Origin of the sequence: Streptomyces profundus (genome assembly GCF_020740535.1) — a bacterium.
Taxonomy (GTDB): domain Bacteria; phylum Actinomycetota; class Actinomycetes; order Streptomycetales; family Streptomycetaceae; genus Streptomyces; species Streptomyces profundus.
The window spans coordinates 1,445,882-1,466,045 of the sequence record NZ_CP082362.1 but is presented as its reverse complement, the minus strand read 5'-3'; the positions used below and the strand labels follow the sequence as shown (position 1 = coordinate 1,466,045).

16 protein-coding genes and 1 pseudogene are annotated in these 20,164 nt (G+C 70.5%); 10 read left to right on the top strand and 7 right to left on the bottom strand.

The genetic code is table 11. The features are described from left to right. The first annotated feature begins 38 nt into the window (after nt 1-38). Nucleotides 39-623 carry a GNAT family N-acetyltransferase gene (locus K4G22_RS06550; RefSeq protein ID WP_228078787.1) on the top strand — a complete coding sequence of 195 codons (585 nt, stop codon included), beginning with the start codon at nt 39-41 and terminating at the stop codon, nt 621-623. Here K4G22_RS06550 and K4G22_RS06545 read toward each other — a convergent pair. Further along, entirely contained in the window at nt 602-1,501 is a 900-nt protein-coding gene (locus K4G22_RS06545; protein WP_228078786.1) for a polysaccharide deacetylase family protein, read from the bottom strand. The two genes, K4G22_RS06550 and K4G22_RS06545, sit on opposite strands and share 22 nt — an antisense overlap. Before the next feature lie 109 nt (nt 1,502-1,610). Between K4G22_RS06545 and K4G22_RS06540 the strand changes: the two are divergent. The 4 genes and pseudogenes from K4G22_RS06540 to K4G22_RS06525 all read left to right on the top strand — a co-directional run bounded on the left by K4G22_RS06540 (nt 1,611) and on the right by K4G22_RS06525 (nt 6,050). Continuing rightward, nucleotides 1,611-1,978: pseudogene (locus K4G22_RS06540) on the top strand (MerR family transcriptional regulator). A 226-nt stretch (nt 1,979-2,204) separates the two neighbouring features. Then, nucleotides 2,205-4,220, top strand: a complete 2,016-nt coding sequence (htpG, locus tag K4G22_RS06535) for a molecular chaperone HtpG (protein ID WP_228078785.1) — start codon at nt 2,205-2,207, stop codon at nt 4,218-4,220. A 153-nt stretch (nt 4,221-4,373) separates the two neighbouring features. Further along, nucleotides 4,374-4,934, top strand: a complete 561-nt coding sequence (locus K4G22_RS06530; protein WP_228078784.1) for a DUF1648 domain-containing protein — start codon at nt 4,374-4,376, stop codon at nt 4,932-4,934. A gap of 57 nt (nt 4,935-4,991) precedes the next feature. Next, nucleotides 4,992-6,050: a LacI family DNA-binding transcriptional regulator gene (locus K4G22_RS06525; protein ID WP_228078783.1), complete on the top strand. Its 1,059-nt coding sequence runs from the start codon at nt 4,992-4,994 to the stop codon at nt 6,048-6,050. Nucleotides 6,051-6,217: 167 nt separating this feature from the next. Here K4G22_RS06525 and K4G22_RS06520 read toward each other — a convergent pair whose 3' ends face one another. Then, entirely contained in the window at nt 6,218-7,651 is a 1,434-nt protein-coding gene (locus tag K4G22_RS06520; protein ID WP_228078782.1) for a glycoside hydrolase family 32 protein, read from the bottom strand. Then, nucleotides 7,648-8,493 (bottom strand): carbohydrate ABC transporter permease, encoded by an 846-nt coding sequence (locus tag K4G22_RS06515; protein WP_228078781.1) that lies wholly within the window; start codon nt 8,491-8,493, stop codon nt 7,648-7,650. The genes K4G22_RS06520 and K4G22_RS06515 overlap by 4 nt, the downstream gene beginning before the upstream one ends. A gap of 156 nt (nt 8,494-8,649) precedes the next feature. On the opposite strand from K4G22_RS06515, the gene K4G22_RS06510 reads away from it, so the two are divergent. After that, a complete protein-coding gene (locus tag K4G22_RS06510) occupies nt 8,650-9,849 on the top strand; it encodes an RNA-guided endonuclease InsQ/TnpB family protein (RefSeq protein ID WP_228078780.1) in 1,200 nt (399 codons plus the stop codon). 51 nt (nt 9,850-9,900) lie between these two features. Here K4G22_RS06510 and K4G22_RS06505 read toward each other — a convergent pair whose 3' ends face one another. Together K4G22_RS06505 and K4G22_RS06500 are read right to left on the bottom strand one after the other, a co-directional pair. After that, nucleotides 9,901-10,824 carry a carbohydrate ABC transporter permease gene (locus tag K4G22_RS06505; protein ID WP_228078779.1) on the bottom strand — a complete coding sequence of 308 codons (924 nt, stop codon included), beginning with the start codon at nt 10,822-10,824 and terminating at the stop codon, nt 9,901-9,903. Next, nucleotides 10,821-12,239, bottom strand: a complete 1,419-nt coding sequence (locus K4G22_RS06500; protein WP_228078778.1) for an extracellular solute-binding protein — start codon at nt 12,237-12,239, stop codon at nt 10,821-10,823. Before K4G22_RS06500 ends, K4G22_RS06505 begins: the two co-directional genes overlap by 4 nt. Before the next feature lie 346 nt (nt 12,240-12,585). Between K4G22_RS06500 and K4G22_RS06495 the strand changes: the two genes are divergently transcribed. From K4G22_RS06495 to K4G22_RS06485, 3 genes are all read left to right on the top strand, one after another. Beyond that, nucleotides 12,586-14,199 (top strand): glycoside hydrolase family 32 protein, encoded by a 1,614-nt coding sequence (locus K4G22_RS06495; RefSeq protein ID WP_228078777.1) that lies wholly within the window; start codon nt 12,586-12,588, stop codon nt 14,197-14,199. Then, on the top strand, nt 14,186-15,127 hold the full coding sequence (locus K4G22_RS06490; RefSeq protein WP_228078776.1) for a carbohydrate kinase family protein: 942 nt from the start codon (nt 14,186-14,188) through the stop codon (nt 15,125-15,127). The genes K4G22_RS06495 and K4G22_RS06490 overlap by 14 nt, the downstream gene beginning before the upstream one ends. A 552-nt stretch (nt 15,128-15,679) precedes the next feature. Then, nucleotides 15,680-16,315 carry a hypothetical protein gene (locus tag K4G22_RS06485; protein WP_228078774.1) on the top strand — a complete coding sequence of 212 codons (636 nt, stop codon included), beginning with the start codon at nt 15,680-15,682 and terminating at the stop codon, nt 16,313-16,315. 50 nt (nt 16,316-16,365) lie between these two features. Here K4G22_RS06485 and K4G22_RS06480 read toward each other — a convergent pair whose 3' ends face one another. Together K4G22_RS06480 and K4G22_RS06475 are read right to left on the bottom strand one after the other, a co-directional pair. Next, nucleotides 16,366-17,253: a siderophore-interacting protein gene (locus tag K4G22_RS06480; RefSeq protein WP_228078773.1), complete on the bottom strand. Its 888-nt coding sequence runs from the start codon at nt 17,251-17,253 to the stop codon at nt 16,366-16,368. Nucleotides 17,254-17,447: 194 nt separating this feature from the next. Next, nucleotides 17,448-18,344 (bottom strand): helix-turn-helix domain-containing protein, encoded by an 897-nt coding sequence (locus K4G22_RS06475; protein WP_228078772.1) that lies wholly within the window; start codon nt 18,342-18,344, stop codon nt 17,448-17,450. Between the two features lie 54 nt (nt 18,345-18,398). Between K4G22_RS06475 and K4G22_RS06470 the strand changes: the two genes are divergently transcribed. Further along, nucleotides 18,399-20,102: an ABC transporter transmembrane domain-containing protein gene (locus K4G22_RS06470; protein ID WP_228078771.1), complete on the top strand. Its 1,704-nt coding sequence runs from the start codon at nt 18,399-18,401 to the stop codon at nt 20,100-20,102. The last annotated feature ends 62 nt before the right edge of the window (nt 20,103-20,164 follow it).

Genomic DNA, 20,164 nt, shown 5'->3' with positions numbered 1-20,164 from the left:
CCGAAGCCGTGGCATGCCTGGAGAAGAGGGGGCGGTCGATGCGGGTGCCGTTGGGGGACGACGGCGCGGAGTTGGGGGCGTTGGCGCCCTGGCGGGCCGAGGAGTTTCTGGCGCACATCGATCGGGCGCGCGAGTTCGTCGGGCGGCATGTGTCGCTGCCCGACCGGGTGGTCGACGTGGCGTCGAGCCGCGCGTTCCTCCAGCGGTACGCGGATCGGGCGGCGGCCGACACCGGTCGGCTCTTCGGCGTCTGGAGCGCGGGCACGCTGGTGGGCGGCGTCCTCTTCCGGTTGCTCGACGTGCCGGGCGGCACAGCGGAGGCGGGGTGTTGGCTGGAGCCGGCGGCGGTGGGCGGCGGGCTGGTGACCCGGGCCTCGCGGGTGATCATCGACTGGGCCGTCGAGGAGCGGGGCATCCAGCGCGTCGCGTGGCTGACCTCGGTGCGCAACGCGCCCAGCATCGCGGTGGCCCGGCGGCTGGGGATGACCAGGGAGGCCGTGCTGCGCGCCAAGTACCTGCACCGTGGCCGCCGGGGGGACATGGAGCTGTGGTCCGTCCTCGCCCCCGAGTGGCGGGCCGCCAGGGCCGCGCCGCCGCCGGGTCAGCGTCGCGACGCGGCGTAGTGGGCCGCGATCTCGTCGCTGGTGGTGAGCCAGACGTCGGGGTGGTTCGCGATGTGTTCGAGCGCCTCGTCGAGATACCTGGCGCGGAACGCCTGGCCCATCACGAACGGGTGCAGCACCAGCGGCAGCACCCGGCCGCTTTCGGCCGACTCCGCGTGCAGCTGCGCCAGTTGGTCCTTGACGAGCTGGACGAAGTCAGGACCGCTGAGGCTCTTGCCGACGAAGAGGCTGATGTCGTTCAGCTCGACGGTGTACGGCACCGAGTACATTCCGGCCACGTTCAGCGGGTACGGCTGGTCGTCGTTGGTCCAGTCCAGGAGATAGCTGAGGCCGAGGTCGGCCAGCAGCTCCGGGGTGTGGAAGGTCTCCGTCAGGGCCGGGCCCAGCCAGCCGTGCGGTCGGCGGCCGGTGGTGCGTTCGATGCTCTCGACGACCTCGGTCAGATAGCGCCGCTCCTCGTCACGGTCCAGGCCCGTCTGGAACGTCGAGTTGTTCCGGCCGTGCGCGATCCAGGCCCAGTCCCGGTCCCGGCCCGCCCGGACGATGGCCGGATAGCGTTCCCCGGCGTCGGAGTTGAGCATCACGCTGGCCCGCACGCCGTGCCGATCCAGGCTCTCGACCAGCCGCCAGACGCCGACCCTGGGCCCGTAGTCGCGCCAGCCGTAGTTCAGCGGGTCGGGCGTGAAGGCGGCGGTGTCGGGGAAGACGCTGGTCGCCGGGCGGTCGACCCGGTAGTGCTCGATGTTGAGCGCGAGATAGAACGCGATCCTGGCGCCGCCGGGCCACCGGATCGGGGCGCGGTCCACGATCGGGCTGTAGTCGTAGAGCCGCTGCTCGCCGTCCGAGGGCTGCTCGTCGCGCGTGGGCTGGTCGGTCATGGCGTCTCACCTGTCGCTGCTCGGGGTGGGCCGGTGGCCCGGTGTCCGCCTATGCTCAAACGTTCACACCTGTGTGAGGGTAAAGCGGGGTCAAGGTGAGGTGGGTCACATGCGTATCGGTGAGCTGTCCGAACGCACCGGCATATCGCGGCGGTTGCTCCGTTGCTCCGTTGCTGCAACGAACAGGAACTGATCACACCCGCGCGGTGTGCCAACGGCTACCGTTCCTATGACGAGGTCTTCGTCGACCGGGTGATCCAGATCAGGGGCCTGCTGGAGGCGGGGCTGCCCACCCGGATCATTCGGCAGATCCTCCCGTGCCTCGATCGCCCCCGCGATATCCACTTCCGGGACGCCACCCCCGAGATGCTCGCGCTGCTCGAACGGGAGCGCGACGCGATGACCGACCGGATCGCGTTCCTGGTCCGGAACAGGGACGCCATCGTCGACTACCTCGACGCCGTCCGCGCCCGTTGACCTCAGCCGGAGCGCCCTTAGGGCGCCGCCGGGCGCGGCCGGGGACGGCCGCCGGTCAGGGGGCGCTCGGGGTGACACAGGGGGGCGTGGACGGGTGGACGACCAGATGGCGGGCGCCCCGCTCGCCTACCATCGTCAACGCACCCGTTTCTCGTGCGGCGCTCGGCCTCACCGGGGACGGGGCAGGTTCCCATTACCGTGCGACAGACGTGAGGAATCCACGACCATGCCGACCGAGACGTTCGAGTTCCAGGTAGAGGCGCGCCAGCTTCTCCAGATGATGATCCACTCGATCTACTCGAACAAGGACGTGTTTCTACGCGAACTGATCTCCAACGCGTCGGACGCGTTGGACAAGGTGCGCATCGAGTCCCTGCGTGATGACGCCCTTGAGGTGGATGTCTCCGACCTCCATATCGAGATCGAGGCCGACCAGGACTCCCGCACGCTCATCGTGCGGGACAACGGCATCGGGATGTCACACGACGAGGTCGTCGAACTCATCGGCACCATCGCCAAGTCGGGCACGGCCGAACTGTTGAAGAAGCTGCGCGAGGCGCAGGACACGAGCGCGGCCGAGGGCCTCATCGGCCAGTTCGGCGTGGGCTTCTACGCCAGCTTCATGGTGGCCGAGGAGGTCCAGCTGCTCACCCGCCGCGCGGGGGAGAGCCAGGGCACGCGCTGGTCGTCCGCCGGCGAGGGAACGTACACCATCGAGTCCGTGGACGAGGCGCCCCAGGGCACCTCGGTCATTCTGCGGCTGAAGCCGGCGGACGACGACGACCAGCTCTTCGACTACACCTCCACCTGGAAGATCCGGGAGATCGTCAAGCGCTACTCGGACTTCATCACCTGGCCCATCCGGCTGGCCGCACCGGCGGTCGCCGAGGCGGAGCCGGCTGAGAGCGCCGACGAGGACGCCGCCGACGGGGACGCCGCCGTCGAGGGCGCCGCCGACGGGGACGCCGCCGACGGGGACGCCGCCGACGGGGAGAAGAAGGCGAGCGCCCCGGCCGAGCCCGAGACGCTCAACTCGATGAAGGCGCTGTGGGCCCGCTCGCGCGGCGAGGTCGCCGACGAGGAGTACCACGAGCTGTACAAGCACATCAGCCACGACTGGAACAACCCGCTGGAGACCATCCACCTCAGGGCCGAGGGCACCTTCGAGTACCAGTCGCTGCTGTTCCTGCCCAAGCGCGCGTCGCAGGACCTCTACTCGCAGGCCCACAAGCGCGGCGTCCAGCTCTATGTGAAGCGCGTCTTCATCATGGACGACTGCGAGGCGCTCATCCCGGAGTACCTCCGCTTCGTGAAGGGCGTGGTCGACGCCCAGGACCTGTCGCTCAACGTGTCCCGCGAGATCCTCCAGCAGGACCGCCAGATCCAGCTGATGCGCCGCCGGCTGGTGAAGAAGGTGCTCTCCACCCTGCGGGAGATGATGGCGGGCCGCGAGGAGAACTACACCGCGTTCTGGAAGGAGTTCGGCCGCGTCGTCAAGGAGGGGCTGCTCAGCGACAGCGACAACCGTGACGCGATCCTCGCCGTCTGCTCGTTCGACTCGACCCAGGACGAGGAGAAGCAGACCACGCTCAAGCAGTATGTCGAGCGGATGAAGGACGGCCAGCAGCACATCTACTACATGACGGGCGAGTCGCGGACCGCCGTGGAGAACTCCCCGCATATGGAGGCGTTCCGGGACAAGGGCCTTGAGGTGCTGGTCCTGACCGACCCGGTGGACGAGGTCTGGGTGGACGCGGTGCCCGAGTTCGAGGGCCGCCAGCTCCGCTCCGTCGCCAAGGGCGACGCCGACCTGGAGACCGAGGAGCAGAGCGAGGAGACCAAGGCCGAGCGGGAGCGGCAGCAGGAGGACTACGCCGAGCTGCTGCGGTGGATGAGCGAGCGGCTGAGCGAGGAGGTCAGGGAGGTGCGGCTGTCGTCGCGGCTCACCGTCTCGCCGGCCTGTGTCGTCTCGGACGCCGAGGACGTGACGCCCGCGCTGCAGAACATCTACCGGGCGATGGGGCAGGAGGTGCCGATCGGCAAGCGCGTCCTGGAGCTCAACCCGTCGCATGGCCTGGTCACCGGCCTGCGGAAGGCGCACGCCGCCGACACAGCCGATCCCGCGCTCGGCAGCACGACCGAACTCCTCTACGGCATGGCCCTGTTGGCGGAGGGCAGCCAGCTCGCCGACCCGGCGCGGTTCACCAAGCTGCTCGCCGAACGCCTGGAGCAGAGCCTGTAGTTCCCGGCTCTCCCCACGGCGCCGCTCGCGTGCGGCGCCGTGGGGAAGTACCCGTTCGCAAACTCGGGGAGGCTCGACCCGCGCCGGCCGTCATGGTTCACGGGAGGTGGGGTAGGGGGCGGGCAGCGAGTGCACGAGCGGTGGGGGCGATCCTTGAGTAAAGAAGCAAACACGAAGCCGGTGTGGTGGCTGCTGGTGCCGAGCCTGTCGCTGCTCCTGGCGCTGACCGTCTGGGGCGTGGCGCGGTACCCGCGTCTTCCCGATCGGATTCCCCAGCACATCGGTCCCGGCGGTGTCGACGCGTGGACGGACAAGAGCGTTCTCGTCGCCTTCCTGCCGGTCTATGTCTATGCGCTGCTCACAGCGCTGATGGTGATCGCGGCCGTGGCCATGCTCCGCACCACGCCGGCCGACCAGCTGCCGGAGCAGGAGAACCGGTGGGCGCGGGCCGCCAACGCGATGAGCAACCGCCCGGCCAGTGCCGCGTCCGCCCGCCGGGGCGCCGTCGCGCTGCTGATCGGCAACGCCCTGATGGGGATCGCCTTCATCCCCATGGCCCATGTGCAGTGGCGTGGCACGGAGACCTCCCATGTCCCGGGCTGGATGTTCGCCGCTGTGCTCGTCCCCCTGGCCGGCGGCATCGCGCCCCTGGTGATCGCGACCCTGCGGGACTCCGCCGAGAAGCGGAGGGCGCGCGAGGGCCGGGCGGCCTGACGTTCCCCCGGTCCTGAGCGGCGAGGCCCCGTCCGCTGGCCGGGATAGCATGCCGAGGTGGCTGGCAGCGGTGAGGGTGTGGAGCGGAGAAGGCCGACGTCACGGGATGTGGCCAGGCTCGCCGGGGTCTCCCACACGGCGGTCTCGTTCGTGTTCAACGGGCGCGCCGACGGCAACCTCTCCGCCGAGACGCAGCGCCGCATCAGGGACGCCGCCGAGCAGCTGAACTACCGGCCCAACCCCGTGGCGCGGGGCCTGCGCAGCCGCCGCACGGCCGTCATCGGCATGGTCACCGACCACATCGCCTCGACGCCGTTCGCCGGCGCCCTGCTGCGCGGCGCCATGCGCACCGCCTGGGAGCGCCAACACCTCGTGCTGACGGTGGACTCGGCCGGATCGCAGGAACGCGAGGACGCCGCCGTGGCCGAGTTGCTGGACCGCAGGGTCGACGGCATCGTCTACGCCGCGATGTCCCTGCGGAGGGCGCGGCTGCCCGCCGGGCTCGACCAGTGCCACAGCGTCCTGGCCAACTGCCTGCCGGCGGACGGCTCCCTGCCCGCCGTGATCCCCGCCGAGCGGGCCGGCGGCCGGGCCGCCGCCCGGCTGCTGCTGGACGCCGGCCACCGTCGGCTGGCCCTCGCCGGCGGCCTCGACGACATCGCCTCCGCCGAGCGGCTGCGCGGCTTCCGCGACGCGCTCCGCACCGTCGATCTCAAGCCCGCACCGGACAGCGTGGTGCGCACCGGCGGCGAGATCGCCAGCGGCTACCGGGCCGCCCTGCGGCTGCTGGACGGCGTGCCGGTGAACGAACGCCCCACCGGCGTTGTCTGTTACAACGACCGGGTCGCCGCAGGGGTGTTGCTCGCCGCCGCCCGCCTCGGTCTCGATGTGCCCGGGGACCTCTCGCTGGTCGGATACGACGACCAGGAGCATATGGCCGCCTTTCTCGACCCGCCGCTGACCACGGTGGCGCTGCCGCACGAGGCGATGGGCCGGGTGGCCGTCTCCCTCCTGCTGGACGCCGTCGAGAGCGGCACCCCGCCCGCCGTCGAGACCACGGCGCTGCCCTGCCCCACCGTCAGCCGGGGCTCCGTCGCCCCGCCGGCGGACCGCTGACAACGGGGAAGTCGACCGCCGAAGCCGCCCGTCGACCCCGGGACCGCCGCCGGGGAGGGCGACAGCGGAACGCCGCCCGCCCCCCTACCGGCCGAGGACCACATCGCGGGGCCAGTCGAAGATTCCGTCATGGTGTGATGGTGACAGGCGGCACTGACAACGGGCCGTCAGCCCTGGCCGGGAAGGTCCAACTCCCAGCAGCGGACGGAGAACGAGGCGGCCCCCGTCTCCGCGCGCACCGCCAGCGCCGGTCGGTCGTCCGGGCGGAGGTAGACCCGTTCGGTGGCCATCGCCCGGCCATCGCCCGCCAGGATCTCGACCACCGAACCGTCCACCCACGCCCGCACCGACAGCGCCCCGGAGCCGCCCTCCGGCACCGGTATCCGCAGCGGCCCGAAGTCCGCCTCGGTGCCCGGCCGTTGCCTCGGCCAGCCGGCGCGGGAGAACACCACCTCGCCGGCCGCCGGGTCGAGGCGCAGGGTCAGCGCCCGACCCGCGCCGTCCCCGGCCAGCTCGACCAGCACCGGGCCACCGCGCGCCGTCACCGCCACCTCGTGGGCGGACGGCAGCGGCACCGGGCCCAGCTTCCGCACGCCCTCCCGCGCCACCAGGGGCGCGCCGGCGCGCAGCGCGCTGAGCTCGGGCGCCGGCGCGATGCGCAACGCGCCGTCCGGATGGGTGGCCACCTCACGCGGCAGCGTCAACAGCCCCGCCCAGCCAGCCTCATCGACCTCGCGCTGCCCGCGCGCCTCCCAGGACCAGCCCCACAACAGCGTCCGTTCCTCCTCCTGGAGCACGGCCGGCGCGTAGCAGTCCCGGCCCAGATCCAGCGGGCCCGAACGGCGCGGCTCGAACGTCAACCCGGGGCCGTCAGGACCCCGCGCCGGCCGCAGTTCGCCGGAGAGCCAGACCACGCGCAGCGGGTCCCCGTCCCAGAGCGACAGCACCAGCACCCACTCCCCGCCGCCCGCGTCGAAGAGCTGAGGACACTCCCAACCCGTCCCCTCGAAGCGGGCTTCGGCGTGCCGTCCGTCCAACAGCACGCCGGCGAAGCGCCAGACGGCGAGGTCCTGGCAGTCGTAGAGCAGCACCGAAGAGGTGCCGTCCGCATGCCCCGCACCCACCAGCGCCCAGCGACGACCGCCGTGCCGGAAGACGAACGGGTCGCGGAACATCACCACGTCCAGACCCGCCGGTGGGCCGTCGACCACCGGCCGGGGCAGCGGCTTCCAGTCGAGCAGCCGATCGTCGGCGGGGTCGGCGGCGCGCGCCAGGCAGATCGCGCCGAGGCCGGCGTGCCGCTCGTCGATCCCCGTGTACACGGCGGTCGGCGTCCCGTCGTCGTCCACCACACAGCCCGACCAGCAGCCCGCCGAGTCCGCCCCGCCCGGGGTGGGCGTGAGGGCCACCGGGTAATGCTCCCACCTGACCAGATCCGTGCTGCCGGCGTGCCCCCAGTGGATGTTCTCGTGCACCGGCCCCGCCGGATTGTGCTGGTAGAAGAGGTGGTAGCGACCGCGCCAACGGAACGGCCCGTTGGGGTCGTTGGCCCAGCCCGAGGGCGGCCGGACATGGAGGCGCGGATCTGCTGGACGGGTCACCTGTTGACTCCTGCGGACGTGATGCCCTCACGGAGAGGACGTTGGCCGACGACGAACACGAGGACTGCGGGGATCATGGAGAGCACCACGCCGGCCAGCACTACGGAGACGCTGCCCGTGCCGAGGTTGCCCTGGAGCGAGACGAGTCCGAGGGGCAGGGTGAAGTTCTCCGTGCTGGTCTGAAGGATCAGCGGGCGGAAGAACTCGTTCCAGTGGTAGTTGAACGCCAGCACCCCGATGATGGCCAACCCCGGTGCGGCGAGCGGGGCGTAGACGGAACGGAAGATCCGCCAGGGGCCCGCGCCGTCGATCATGGCCGCCTCGCCGAGGTCCTTGGGCATCCCCAGGAAGTACTGCCGCATCAGGAAGGTGCCGAACGCGGTCGGCCAGGCCGGAATGATCAGCGCCAGCAGGGTGTCGGTCAGCGACATCTCCTTCAGCAACAGGAAGACCGGCACGATGGTCACCTGTACCGGCACCATCATCGTCGCCAACACCAGACCGAACAGCGGTCGTTTGAAACGGAAGTCGATCCGGGCGAAGGCATAGCCGGCGAGTGCCGCCGTCAGCATCTGGCCACCGGCGACCAGGGCCGTCACCAGGGTGCTGTTGAACGCCAGCAGCAGGACGTCGATCTGGTCGAAGACCTGCCGGTACGCCTCCACGGTCGGGTCGGCCGGGATCGGCCGCGGTGGCAGGTCGAAGGACTCGGCGGGCGTCCGCAGCGAGGTGGAGACCGTCCAGAGCACGGGCCCCAGGGTGAGCAGCGCGACCAGCGTCAGAGCGGTGACCCGCCCCACCAGGCCGAGACGGGGGTGAACGGACTTCGATGTCGTGGTCATCGGGATTCCTTCGTGGATGCCCCCGGCTTCAGCCGGGGGTGGAAACGAGGCTCCTGCGGAGCAGGGCAGGGGAAGCCGGTTTGCCGTCAGGGCGGACCGGCGTCTACCAGCAACGACCGGTATTTCACCACTAATTGATTCCTTATCATGTGAACTGTGAAGACCACGCATGTGAAGCGGGCGTTGAAGTACCGCTGCTATCCGACGGATGCGCAGGCGGCGGAGCTGTCGCGCACCTTCGGATGCGTGCGGAAGGTCTACAACCTGGCCCTTGCCGCGCGTACGGAGGCGTGGACGCGGCAGGAGCGGGTGAACTACCACCAGACCTCGGCGATGCTGACGGCCTGGAAGAAGACCGAGGAGTTCGCCTACCTCAACGAGGTGTCCTCCGTCCCGCTCCAGCAGGCGCTGCGGCACCTCCAGGGAGCGTTCACCAACTTCTTCGACAAGCGAGCCAAGTACCCGCGTTTCAAGTCGCGGAAGAGGTCGCGGAAGTCGGCGGAGTACACCACCTCCGCGTTCCGGTTGAGGGATGGCGGGTTGACCTTGGCGAAGATGGCGGAGCCGTTGGGCATCGTGTGGTCGCGTCCGCTGCCGGAGGGTGCGTCGCCGTCCACGGTGACTGTCTCGCAGGACGCGGCCGGACGTTGGTATGTGTCCCTGCTGGTCGAGGACCCGACCATTCAGCGGCTCCCGGCTGTCGATACGGCTGTGGGTATCGATGTCGGGCTCGATCACCTGCTGACCCTCTCCACGGGGGAGAAGATCACCAACCCGAGGCACGAGCGTGCGGATCGTGTCCGTCTGGCCAAGGCTCAGCGACAGTTGGCCCGTAAGGCCGAGGGGGAGGGGGCCAATCGTGCCAAGGCCCGCCGGAAGGTCGCCCGGGTGTATGCCCGGATCGCTGATCGCAGGCGTGATCACCTGCACAAGCTGACCACTCGACTCGTGCGTGAGAACCAAACGCTCGTGATCGAGGATCTCGCGGTTCGCAATATGGTGCGAAACCATTCTCTGGCCCGCGCCATCTCGGACGCGGGGTGGTCGGAGTTCCGGAGCATGCTGGAGTACAAGGCGGCTTGGTATGGGCGGGAAGTGATCGCGGTCGACCGTTTCTTCCCCTCCTCCAAGCTGTGCTCCGTCTGCGGCGCCGTGCGGAGTGGGATGCCGCTGCACGTCCGGGTCTGGACGTGCGGCGGTTGCGGGGCGACCCATGACCGGGATGTGAACGCGGCGCGCAACCTGCTGGCCGTCGGGCTGACGGTGTCTGTCTGTGGAGCTGGTGTAAGGCCTCAACGGAGAACTCCGGGCGGGCGGTCGGCGACGAAGCAGAAAACTCCACGGCGCGAGCCGTAGGAACCCCCCTTGTTCACGAGGGGGAGGAAGTCAACGTCAGGCAACCCCGGCTCACTGGTAGTGGACGAAACGTCGGCTCAGCCGGAACTGGAGCGCGGTCATGGCGAGGATCAGGCCGAACAGCAACACACCGACAGCGGAGGCCGAACCGAAACGCAACTGTTCGAACGCGTTCTGGTAGATCACCATCACCACCGTGCGCGTGGCGTCGCCTGGACCGCCGTCGGTCAGCACATACGGCTGCTCGAAGACCTGCAAGGCGTTGATGACGCCCACCACCGAGGCCACCAGCAGGGTCGGGCTGAGCAGCGGAAGGGTGATGTGCAGATGCTTGCGCCAGCCCGTGGAACCATCCATGGCCGCCGCCTCGTGCATCTCCCGGGGGATGTTGTTCAGCCCGCCGATGAACAGCAACAGCGAGAAACCGAACTGTTGCCACACGTACACCAGCACCACGGCAACCATTGCCCAGGTCTCGTGTGTCAACCAGGGCACGGGCGAGACGCCCACCTGCCCCAGCGCCCAGTTGACCACTCCGAAGTCCTGGTTGAAGAGGTACTTCATCACCACCGAGATCGAGGCGGCGGAGAGCACCAGCGGAAAGAAGAACGCCGAACGGAGCGCCGTCCGAAGCCAGTTGGGCAGTCGGCCGTCCAGCGCCAGCGCCAACACCAGGGCCAGGAAGATCTGTAGGCCCACCGCCAGCACCATGAACAGCAGGGTGTTGGTGAACGACACCAGCACCGTCGAATCCGTCACCATCTCGCGGTAGTTGGCGGTGCCGGCCCAGCGCGGCGAGTCGATCACGTTCCAGCGGAAGAAGCTGAGCAGCACCGACCCCACGATCGGCACCACCGTGAACACCAGCACCCCGATCACCGTCGGCGCCAGGAACACGGCCGCCAACAGCCGGGCGGCGCGCTGGTGTCGGGGCCCGCCGACGCCGCGCCGGCGTCCCCTCCGCGCGCCGCTCACAGGTCACGCTCCATGGCCGCCTCCAGGTCGTTCTGCATCGCGCGCAGCGCCGATCGCACCGATCCGGGACTGCTCAGCGCGGTGCTGGTGTGTTTGGTCAGGGCCAGTTCGACCTCGGTGACCCGGGGCGGCGCCGGGATCGGCCCGGTGTCGGGGAAGGCGTCGAGGGTGTCGTAGAAGGTCCGCCAACCGGCGGGGCCCGTCTCCCGGTAGCGCGCCGCGTCCACCATCGAGCGGCGGGCCGGTGTGGTCTGGTTGGCCTGGAAGAGCGCCTCCAGCACCTCCGTGCGCACCGAGTACTTGATGAACTCCCACGCCTCGTCGGGCTTGTTCGAGGTGCGCAGCAGCGCATAGCCGGCGCCTCCGAACTGGTGCCGCTGGGAGCGCCACCGTGGGAAGAACCGCACGTCGTAGCCGGCCGGATCCATCCCGGCCTCGTGCAGCCCGCCGGCCCAGAAGCCGCCGGCCGGGGTGACGCCGACGCGTCCGGTGGAGAAGACCCCGACCAGGTTGTTCCCGCCGCCGCCCTCGGGCCGGGAGCAGAGGCCCTCCTGGATCAGCTCCGTCAGATAGTCGTAGACCTCGGCCACCGGCGCCGAGGTCGCCTGGGGAGTGGTCCAGCGGTAGCCGCCGCCGCGCCCGGCGGCCAGGTCGGCGGGGTAGAACTCGTCCCACAGCCACCTGCCGCCGGGGGCCTTGGACTCCGACAGGATGTTGGTGTCGTTGACGAACAGCCAGGGCACCACCCCGCCCCAGAGCCGGTTGGTCCAGTAGTAGGGGGTGAGGCCAGAGCCGCCGGCGCTCCGCAACTCCCGCAGCAGGGCGGTGAACTCGTCCCGGGTCCAGTCGGCCGCCGGCAGTTCGAGACCGGCCCCGCCGAGCACCGAGGTGTTGAGGTACATGTCGGCCGCGTTGAACTCGACCGGGAGTTGGTAGAGGCTCCCCTCGTACATCATCGACTCCACCAACGCGGGGTGCACGTCGGCGAAGTACTCCCGCAGCTCGTCCGCGTCCCGCCGCACCCGGTCGTCCAGCGCCACCCCCAGGTTCTCGGCGAACAGCTGCACGCCCTCGGTGGCGACGTAGACCACGTCGGGGGCGGTGCCGGCGGCGATCTGGGTGAGGATCTTGGCGAAGAAGTCCGGCCAGTCGGTGGCCTGGACGGGAATCAGCCGCACCTTGATCTCCGGGTGCAGCCGCTCGAAGCCCTCGCGCAACACCCGTTGCGCCGCCGGGTCGATGGACGCGCCGAGCGTCGCCACGGTGAGCGCGTCGCCGCCCCGGCCCGGGATGTCGGCGCCGGTCAACCGGTCCCAGCTGGCGGCCACGCCGGCGGCGGTCGCGCCGTAGGCGCCGTAGCGCAGCAGCGCGCGCCGCGATGGGCCGATCCGATCTCGGCGGCCGGTACTGCTCATGGAGGACCATCCTTTGTTCGCGGCTCGGCCCGGGAGGCTCCATGGCAGGCCCAGGGACGCGCCCGCAGGGGGACGCGGTCAACGGGTGGCCATGGGTGCCCGGGGCGCGGGCGCACCGACCTAACTCCTGTTAGGTCTGTCGTGCCGGAAATCATGGGAACGCGGCGACGGTCGTGTCAAGAGGTGGGCGCGCGGAAGTTTCCCGCAGGTGTGGTCAGGGAGCGAAAGTGCCCACGGGGCTTGACCTTTAACGGGTTAGGTATACGGTCTGGGGCACATCGACTTGGACCATCGGGCCACTTCCGAGCGCGGCGGTGGCCATCCCCACGGAGAGGACGAGTCCCCCATGGATCCTCAAGGGCACACCCCCGCACGGCGGTTCGGTCCCGGCAGGCGCTCCTTCATCGGGCTGGCGGCGGGCGGCGTCGCCCTCGGCGCGGTGCCCGTGCTGACCGCCCGCGCCAGCAGCTCCGACGCCCCGGCGCCCGTCGACGATCCGTCCGGCGCCACCACCCCGGCCGCCGTGACCTATCGGCCGGTCTACCACCACAGCGTCCCCGACGAGTGGAAGAACGACCCGCAGCGCCCGCTGTTGATCGACGGGACATTTCACTACTACTACCTCTACAACGCGGACTACAGCGCGGACGGCGAGGGCACCGCCTGGCGCCGCGCCACGTCGACCGATCTGGTCACCTTCGTCGACCAGGGGGTCTCGATCCCCAAGGACACCACCCCGGCCGGCGACGTCTGGTCCGGCTGTGCCGTCCTCGACCCGGACGACACCGCCGGCTTCGGCGCCGGCGCGGTGGTCGCGCTGGTCACCATGGAGCCGGTCGAGGGCGCCGACACCCAGGCGCAGTACCTCTGGTACTCGACGGACGGCGGTCGGAGCTTCGTCTCCCACAGCGACGATCCGGTGCTGGCCAACCCGGGTGTACGGGACTTCCGTGACCCGAAACTGATCTGGGACGCCGAACACGGACGTTGGGTGCAGCTGCTCACGGAGAACAACAAGGTGGGCTTCTATGTCTCGCCGGATCTGAGGGACTGGACCTATGTGAGCGGTTTCATCCGGGACGGCATCGGCGTGCTGGAGTGCCCCGACCTGTTCGTGATCGAGACGGCCGACGGCGAGGCGCGCTGGGTGCTCGGCGTCAGCGCCAACGGCAAGGCGGCCGGGCTGCCCAACACCTATGCCTACTGGATCGGTTCCTTCGACGGCGAGACCTTCACCCCCGAGGCCGTCGAACCTCGCTGGCTGGACCATGGGTTCGACTGGTACGGCGCCGTGACCTGGGAGAAGTACACCGATCTCGACACCGGCGCCCTGGACCCGACCACCCGCTACGCCATCGGCTGGATGAACAACTGGGACTACCCCCACAACACCCCGACGCTCCAGAGCGACGGCTTCAACGGTACGGACTCCATCGTCCGCGAGATCACCCTCGGCCGGGACGGGGACGGGCAGTTCGTCCTGCTCTCCCGCCCGGTGGACACGCTGGACGGCCGGGTGGCGCGGACGATCGACCTCGGTGATCAGACAGTGGACGGTGAACTCGTCCTCGACTACACCGGTGTGGCTTACGAACTGCGCACGCAGGTGCGGTGGGAGCAGCTCACCACGCTTGGTGTCCAGCTGCGCCGCTCCGCCGACGGCGGTGGCCATGTGGATGTCGGGGTGCACGAGGACTACGCCTTCCTCAACCGGGGCGGCGTGCCCAACCCCGACACCGGCGGCAGCTGGCAGGAGAGCCGCACCCCGTTCGACCCGGGGCGCCGCGAGGTCACGCTGCGGATTCTGGTGGACCGGATCTCCGTCGAGCTCTTCCTTGACGACGGCCGCCATGTCCACTCCCACCTGGCCTTCCCCGCGCCCGAGGACGCCGGCCTGGCGCTGTTCACGGTGGGCGGACCGGCGACCTTCGGCGGAGTGGTGATCCGTGAGTTCGACTGAGCCGCCACCCGGCCGGGGAACGGCGTTCCTGGTGGTCGGCGAGTGCGTCGCGGACATCGTCCGCACGCCGGGCCGGCCGGACGTGGTGCGTCCGGGCGGCAGCCCGGCCAACGTCGCCTACGGTCTTGCCAGGTTGGGTCACGCGCCCACGCTGCTCACGCAGACCGGGGACGATCCGTCGGGCGCGGCCGTCAGGGCCCGGCTGTCGGGGGCGGGCGTCTCGCTGCCGGCGCCGGGCGGGGCGCCCGTCCGCACGCCGTCGGCTGTGGTCTCCCTGGACGAGGCGGGCCGGGCCGACTACGCCTTCGACATCGCCTGGACGCTGCCCCCGCGGGGCACCGTCCCCGGGCCGCCCCCCGACCATCTGCACTTCGGCTCCATCGCCGCCACCATGGAGCCGGGCGCGGCCGGCGTGCGCGCGCTCGTCGAGCGGCTGCGGCCCACGGCGACGGTCAGCTATGACATCAATATCCGGCCCCAACTCCTGGGCGGCCAGGCGGAGTCGGCGGCGCTGGTGGAGCGGAACGCGGTGCGTTGCGACCTCGTCAAGGCCAGCGACGAGGACCTCGACTGGCTCCATCCGGGACGTTCCCCCGACGAGGTCGCCGACGGCTGGCTTGAGCTGGGTGTCGGCCTGGTGCTGATCACGCTGGGCGCGCGCGGCGCGCTTGTGCGCACCCCGACGGAACGGGTCACGGTGCCCGCCGGACGCACGGTGGTCGTGGACACGGTGGGCGCGGGTGACGCCTTTATGACCGGTGCCCTGGACGCGTTGGCCCATATCGGCGCGCTGGCACGCGCTTCGCTGCCCGGGCTGACCCGCGCCGAGCTGTCCAGGGTCGCCGCCCACGCCACCGTGGCCGCCACGCTCACCGTCGCCCGATCCGGTGCGGCGCTCCCCGGCCGGACGGAGCTGGGCCTGCCGTAGGCGGCTCCCGCGCGTTGACCGGCACATCGGAATCGCCGCGGCCGGCGTCACATGCGGTGCACGTGACGCCGGCCGCCCCCCCGTTCCTCGGGACCCGTCCGCGTCCCGCGCGGGTGGGTGCCGAAGGGTGAAAGGCCGTCAGGCGCGCGCGTTCACGGCTTGTCGGATGTGGTCGAATCTGGTCGATATCCCGTGGAACGGAACGGGGCGACCATTTCGTTCGACCGGCGCGTCAAATTGCATACGCAATCGTTGCATATGCGCCCCGTCCGTCTCGAAGGCCGTGGGACTGCCGTGGTGGCGCTGTATCAGCGTGCATGATGGTGGACGGAGCGGTGGGGGGTTACCCCTTCGCCGCTTACCGTAGATGTGCGTACGCAAAGATGTCAACGGGGGTGGGTTGAAGCTTTGGGGCGGAGACGCGAATATGGAAGGTCGCCGCCCTGACGACCGGCCAGCGGCTTCAGGTCGAATGGCCCCGTACGGTGAGGAGATTCGCCCGCCTTGAGATGTGTTCCCGCAATTCTCGCCCTGAGTGCGTCAACTGTCCTGTTGGCCGGCTGCTCCGGCGGCTCCGATGAGCCGGAGCCGGAGCCGGAGCCGAGCGCGGAGTCGTCGGAGCCGTCTCCCAGCCCCACGCCGTCCGAGGACCTGTTCTCCGAGGAGATAGCCACGGTCGAGAACCTGGCGCGGTTCTGCGGATACCGGGAGGGCGAGGCGTACGACGAAGGAGCGGAGTACTCCGGCGACGGCCCGCACACGATGGTGGTCAACCTGTCCGAGGAGCGAACGGACCTCCCGCTCGGCAATTCCTTCACCGTTCAGGACGGTGAGCCCTTCTCCGACTGGATTCCGGATGAGCCGACCGAAGCCGAACTTCTGGGATGTGTCGAGGGAGTTCCAGGGGAAACCGAGGTCGATCTGTGTGTGTACGAGGAATTCGGGGTGTTCCCGGATTCGTCCGTCCTCTCCCTCCCGCTGTACGGCCAGACGTTCCACATCACCGTGTACGAGCTGAGGACGGCAACGGTCGTCGCCGAAACGATCCTGGAGCCCGAGCCCGACTGCCCGGCGAATATCGAGTACTTCCAACTTGAGGACGAGTTGCCCAACCTGGTGTACACGCCCGTGGTGATCTCCGACGTCTCGGACTATCTGGCCGAGGTGGTGAGCGCCCCCGCCGGCTGACGCGGTACCGGGGTGATCGGCGGGGGGCGGGGCCGTCGGGAAGGGCCGGCTCACAGGCCGAGGCTCTCCAACTGCGCGTGGTAGTCGTCGGTGATCTCCTCGATGTCCCTGGTGTCGTCGTCCCACATCTGGTAGAGGCGGGTGCGGGTCTCCTCGTCAAGGCCCTCCCAGCGTTGGCGCAGCTCCTCGGCGCGATGGGTCCAGTAACCGACGGTGGTGTAGGTGCCGTTGGGCAGCTGCCGCTCGCGGCGGAGGTTCTTGCGGATGGCCCGCATCACGCCGGTCTCGCCGGCGAACCACAGATAGCCGGGCCCTTCGGGGAGTTCGAGGTCGCGCACGATCTGGTCGAGGCGGGATGGGGTGTGCCCGTTGCCGGCGTAGATCCAGTCGATGTCGAGCTTGCCCCGGCTGGTGATGTCCTGCCGGTGGGTGGGGTCGATCACTTCGAGGATGGCGCGGGTGGGCAGGTCGGCGCGGGTGGTCTCGGCGATCCTGGCGGCGGCCGGCAGCCCGGCCGCGTCGGCGATCAGGATCTGCCAACGGGCCTCGGCCGGCGCCTCGTAGAGGCCGGTGGGGGAGGTGAGGCCGACGACATCGCCCTCGGTCGCCGCCAGCGCCCAGGCGGCGGCGACCCCGCCGTCGTGCACCACGAAGTCGATGTCGACGGTGCGGGCCTCGGCGTCGACGGCGCGGATGGTGTACGTCCGCATGGTCGCCGGCCGCTGGTCCTCGTCCCAGCTCCAGCCGCCGCGTTCGGTCGGCGTCGGCAGCTCCGGCTCGTGCTCGCCGTCGGCGGGGAAGAACAGCCGGACGTACTCGTCGCCCACGCCGGTGGTCGGGTACTCGGCCAGATCGGGGCCGCCCAGGGTGATCCGGACCATGCCGGGGGTCAGGCGGCGCACGGCGGTGACCTGGGCGCGGTGGATGGTGAGAGGCATCAGCCCAACAACTCCTTCTCGACGACTTCGAGGAATGCCGGCCGCTGGGCGACCCGAAGGGCATTTCCCCGTCATGGGGGTGGATGGCTTCGTTCTCGACGAACGGCGGCTGGTTCCGCCGGTTGTTGTCCGCGCGGGAGGCGAACGGGCCCCGCCCACCGGTCATGTCCCCGGCGCGGCGGAACAGCCGCCGCCTAGGGTGAGTGCGCGGCGGGTTCCCTTCGGTGGTTCGACGCGTTGTCAGCGGGGCGATGGTGTTGTCCGCCGGCCGTTCCCGGACCGGCCGGGAGCGCGGGGCCCGACCGTGGGGCGCCGGTCGATCGCAGGTAGCGTCCTGGCGTGTGTCCCAACACGCGGCGAAACGACTGCACGAAGGAGCTCGCCGTGGTGTAGCCCACGGCGCGGGCGACGGAGCCGACCGGGGTGCCGGCGGTGAGCAGCGCGATCGCCACCCGGATACGGGCCTGGATGCGCCACTGCTCGAATGTCATCCCGGCCTCGCGGACGAAGAGCCGGGACAGGTTGCGCGCGCTGCCGCCGACCGCGCGCCCCCAGTCCCCCAGGGAGCGGGAGTCCGCCGGATCGTCCAGCAGGCGCTGGCAGATGGCGACCAACCGCTCGTCGCTCGGCATCGGCAGCGAGATGTCGTGCGCGGCCACCGGGGCGACCAGGCCGAGGAACAGGTCCTCCGCCGCCCTGCGGACGGAAGGCCCGGTCGGGGCGTCGCGCAGGTGGAGCAGGATCTCCCGCATCAACGGGCTGACGTCCACCGCCCGTGTGCCCAGGGTGAGTTGGGGATCGAGAGCGGTCGCGGCACCGGCCGGGGCGGTGAGGTAGGTGCAGTAGAAGCCGGTGTGGCTTGAGGACCTGACCGCGTGCACGACGCCCGCCGGTATCCACAGGCCGAGGGTCGCCGGCGCCACGAACAGTCCGTCGTCCGTCTCCACGCTGAGGGTGCCCTCGGTGCCCCACAGCAGCTCGTGGCAGCCGTGGTGGTGCGCGGCCCAGACTCCCGGGTGGTCGAGCCTGAGATGGGTGGTGGCGATCCGGAACGGTGGAGCACGGTGAGCGGCGTTGCTGGTAAGCGACATGGCGTGGCAGGTAGCTCCATTGAGCATGGGTAAGGGAAGGCTTACCTTAGTGCAATGTCTGAAGCGTTGCCATCGTTGCCGCCAGCCCCCATGACCTTCGGCGAGGTCTTCCGGCTGGCGCTGGTCCGCGACCGACGCGTGCTCCTCGTCCTCGGCGGCACGGTCGGGCTCAGCGGCCACCAGTTCGGGGAGGCCCTCGTCCCGGTCGCCATCGGCTGGGCCATCGAGTCCGGCATCGTCGCCGGCGACACCGGCGCCTTCCTCCGTGATCTCCTGCTGCTCGCCCTGCTCTTCGTCGGCCTCACCGTCTCCTGGCGCTTCGGCTTCACCTGCCTCACCAGAAACAGCCTCTACGGCGCGCACGCGGTGCGGCAACGCGTCGTGGACCGGGTGCTCGACCCGCACGGCTCCGCCGTCCGCCGCGCCCCCGGCGCCGCGACCGCCATCGCCACGTCCGACACCGGCCGGGTGGCCCGACTCGCCTGGTCCGTCAGCGAGTTGGTCTCGGTGCTGGTGGCCCTCACCGTCAGCACCGTGGCCCTGCTGTACATCTCGCCCGCCCTCGGCCTGATCGTGCTGATCGCCACCCCCGTCTCCCTGGTCCTGATGCACCTGATCTCCCGCCCCCTGGAACGCCGCAGCGGCGCCGAACAGGCCGCCTCGGCCACCGCCTACGGGCTCGCCACCGAGTTCGTCTCCGGCGTCCGCGTCATCAAGGGCATCGGTGCCGAGGACGAGGCCGCCGCCCGCTACCGCACGGCCAGCCGTCACTCCCTGGAGGCCGCCGTCCGCGCGATCCGCTCCAAGGCGGGCTTCTACGGCGTGAGCGTCGTCTTCTCCGCCCTGCTCACCTCGCTGATCGCGCTGGTCTCAGGACTGCGCGCGCTGGACGGCGAGATCAACGTCGGCCAACTGGTCGCGGTCGTCGGACTCGCCCAGTTCATCCAGGAACCCATGGCGCGGCTCGGGACCTTCGGCCTCGACGTGGCCCAACAGCGCGCCTCCGCACGGCGGGTGGCCGACCTGCTCGCCACCCCGCCGGCCGTCAGGACCTCCGCGGCCCGGGCGGCCGGCGCGGAACTGACCGCCGGCACTCTCGCCATCTCCGCCCGCCCCCAGGGCCGTTGGCCCGCCGTCACGGCGCGGGCCGGGCAGCGCGTCGGCCTCGTCTTCGACGACCAGGCCGAGGCCGTCGCCCTGGTCGAGACCCTGGCGCGACGCGTCCCCGTGGACCCCGGACGGATCACCGTCGAGGGCCGCGACCTGGCGACCCTCAGCCCCGACGAGGCCCGCGTCAGCCTCCATGTGCAGGGCGGCACGACCCGGGTGCTCACCGACACGTTGAGCGACAACGTGATCCTGGACGCGCCACTGAACGACGAGGCCCTGCGGATCGCGGCGCTGGACGAAGTGGCACGGCTCCTGCCCGCCGGCTATGCCGAACTGCTCGCCTCCGGCGGCGGAACGCTCTCCGGGGGCCAGCGACAACGCATCCTGCTGGCGCGTGCCCTGCACTCCTCACCACCCCTGCTGGTGCTCCAGGACCCGACGACCGCGCTGGACGCCGTCACCGAATCCCATATCGCCCACGGCCTGCGGGGCATCGACGACCGCGCCGTCCTCCTCGTCACCACCAGCCCCGCCCTCCTCGCCACCTGCGACACCGTGGCCGCCCGCCTCGACGGCACCTGGGTCACGGCCGAACACGCCCACCTCTTCCACCGTTCCCCCACCTACCGAGAGCTGGTCGGCGCATGACCCCCACAGACGGCTCCGCCCACGGCTCCGCCGGTTCGGCCACCCACCACCCCGCCGGCGCC

What these genes read in the sequence shown, in the direction of transcription:
- K4G22_RS06500 (WP_228078778.1), bottom strand. Translation starts at nt 12,239, where the DNA reads ATGAGCAGTACCGGCCGCCGAGATCGGATCGGCCCATCGCGGCGCGCG.
- K4G22_RS06515 (WP_228078781.1), bottom strand. Translation starts at nt 8,493, where the DNA reads ATGACCACGACATCGAAGTCCGTTCACCCCCGTCTCGGCCTGGTGGGG.
- K4G22_RS06470 (WP_228078771.1), top strand. Translation starts at nt 18,399, where the DNA reads ATGTCTGAAGCGTTGCCATCGTTGCCGCCAGCCCCCATGACCTTCGGC.
- K4G22_RS06545 (WP_228078786.1), bottom strand. Translation starts at nt 1,501, where the DNA reads ATGACCGACCAGCCCACGCGCGACGAGCAGCCCTCGGACGGCGAGCAG.
- K4G22_RS06550 (WP_228078787.1), top strand. Translation starts at nt 39, where the DNA reads ATGCGGGTGCCGTTGGGGGACGACGGCGCGGAGTTGGGGGCGTTGGCG.
- htpG (WP_228078785.1), top strand. Translation starts at nt 2,205, where the DNA reads ATGCCGACCGAGACGTTCGAGTTCCAGGTAGAGGCGCGCCAGCTTCTC.
- K4G22_RS06480 (WP_228078773.1), bottom strand. Translation starts at nt 17,253, where the DNA reads ATGCCTCTCACCATCCACCGCGCCCAGGTCACCGCCGTGCGCCGCCTG.
- K4G22_RS06475 (WP_228078772.1), bottom strand. Translation starts at nt 18,344, where the DNA reads ATGTCGCTTACCAGCAACGCCGCTCACCGTGCTCCACCGTTCCGGATC.
- K4G22_RS06495 (WP_228078777.1), top strand. Translation starts at nt 12,586, where the DNA reads ATGGATCCTCAAGGGCACACCCCCGCACGGCGGTTCGGTCCCGGCAGG.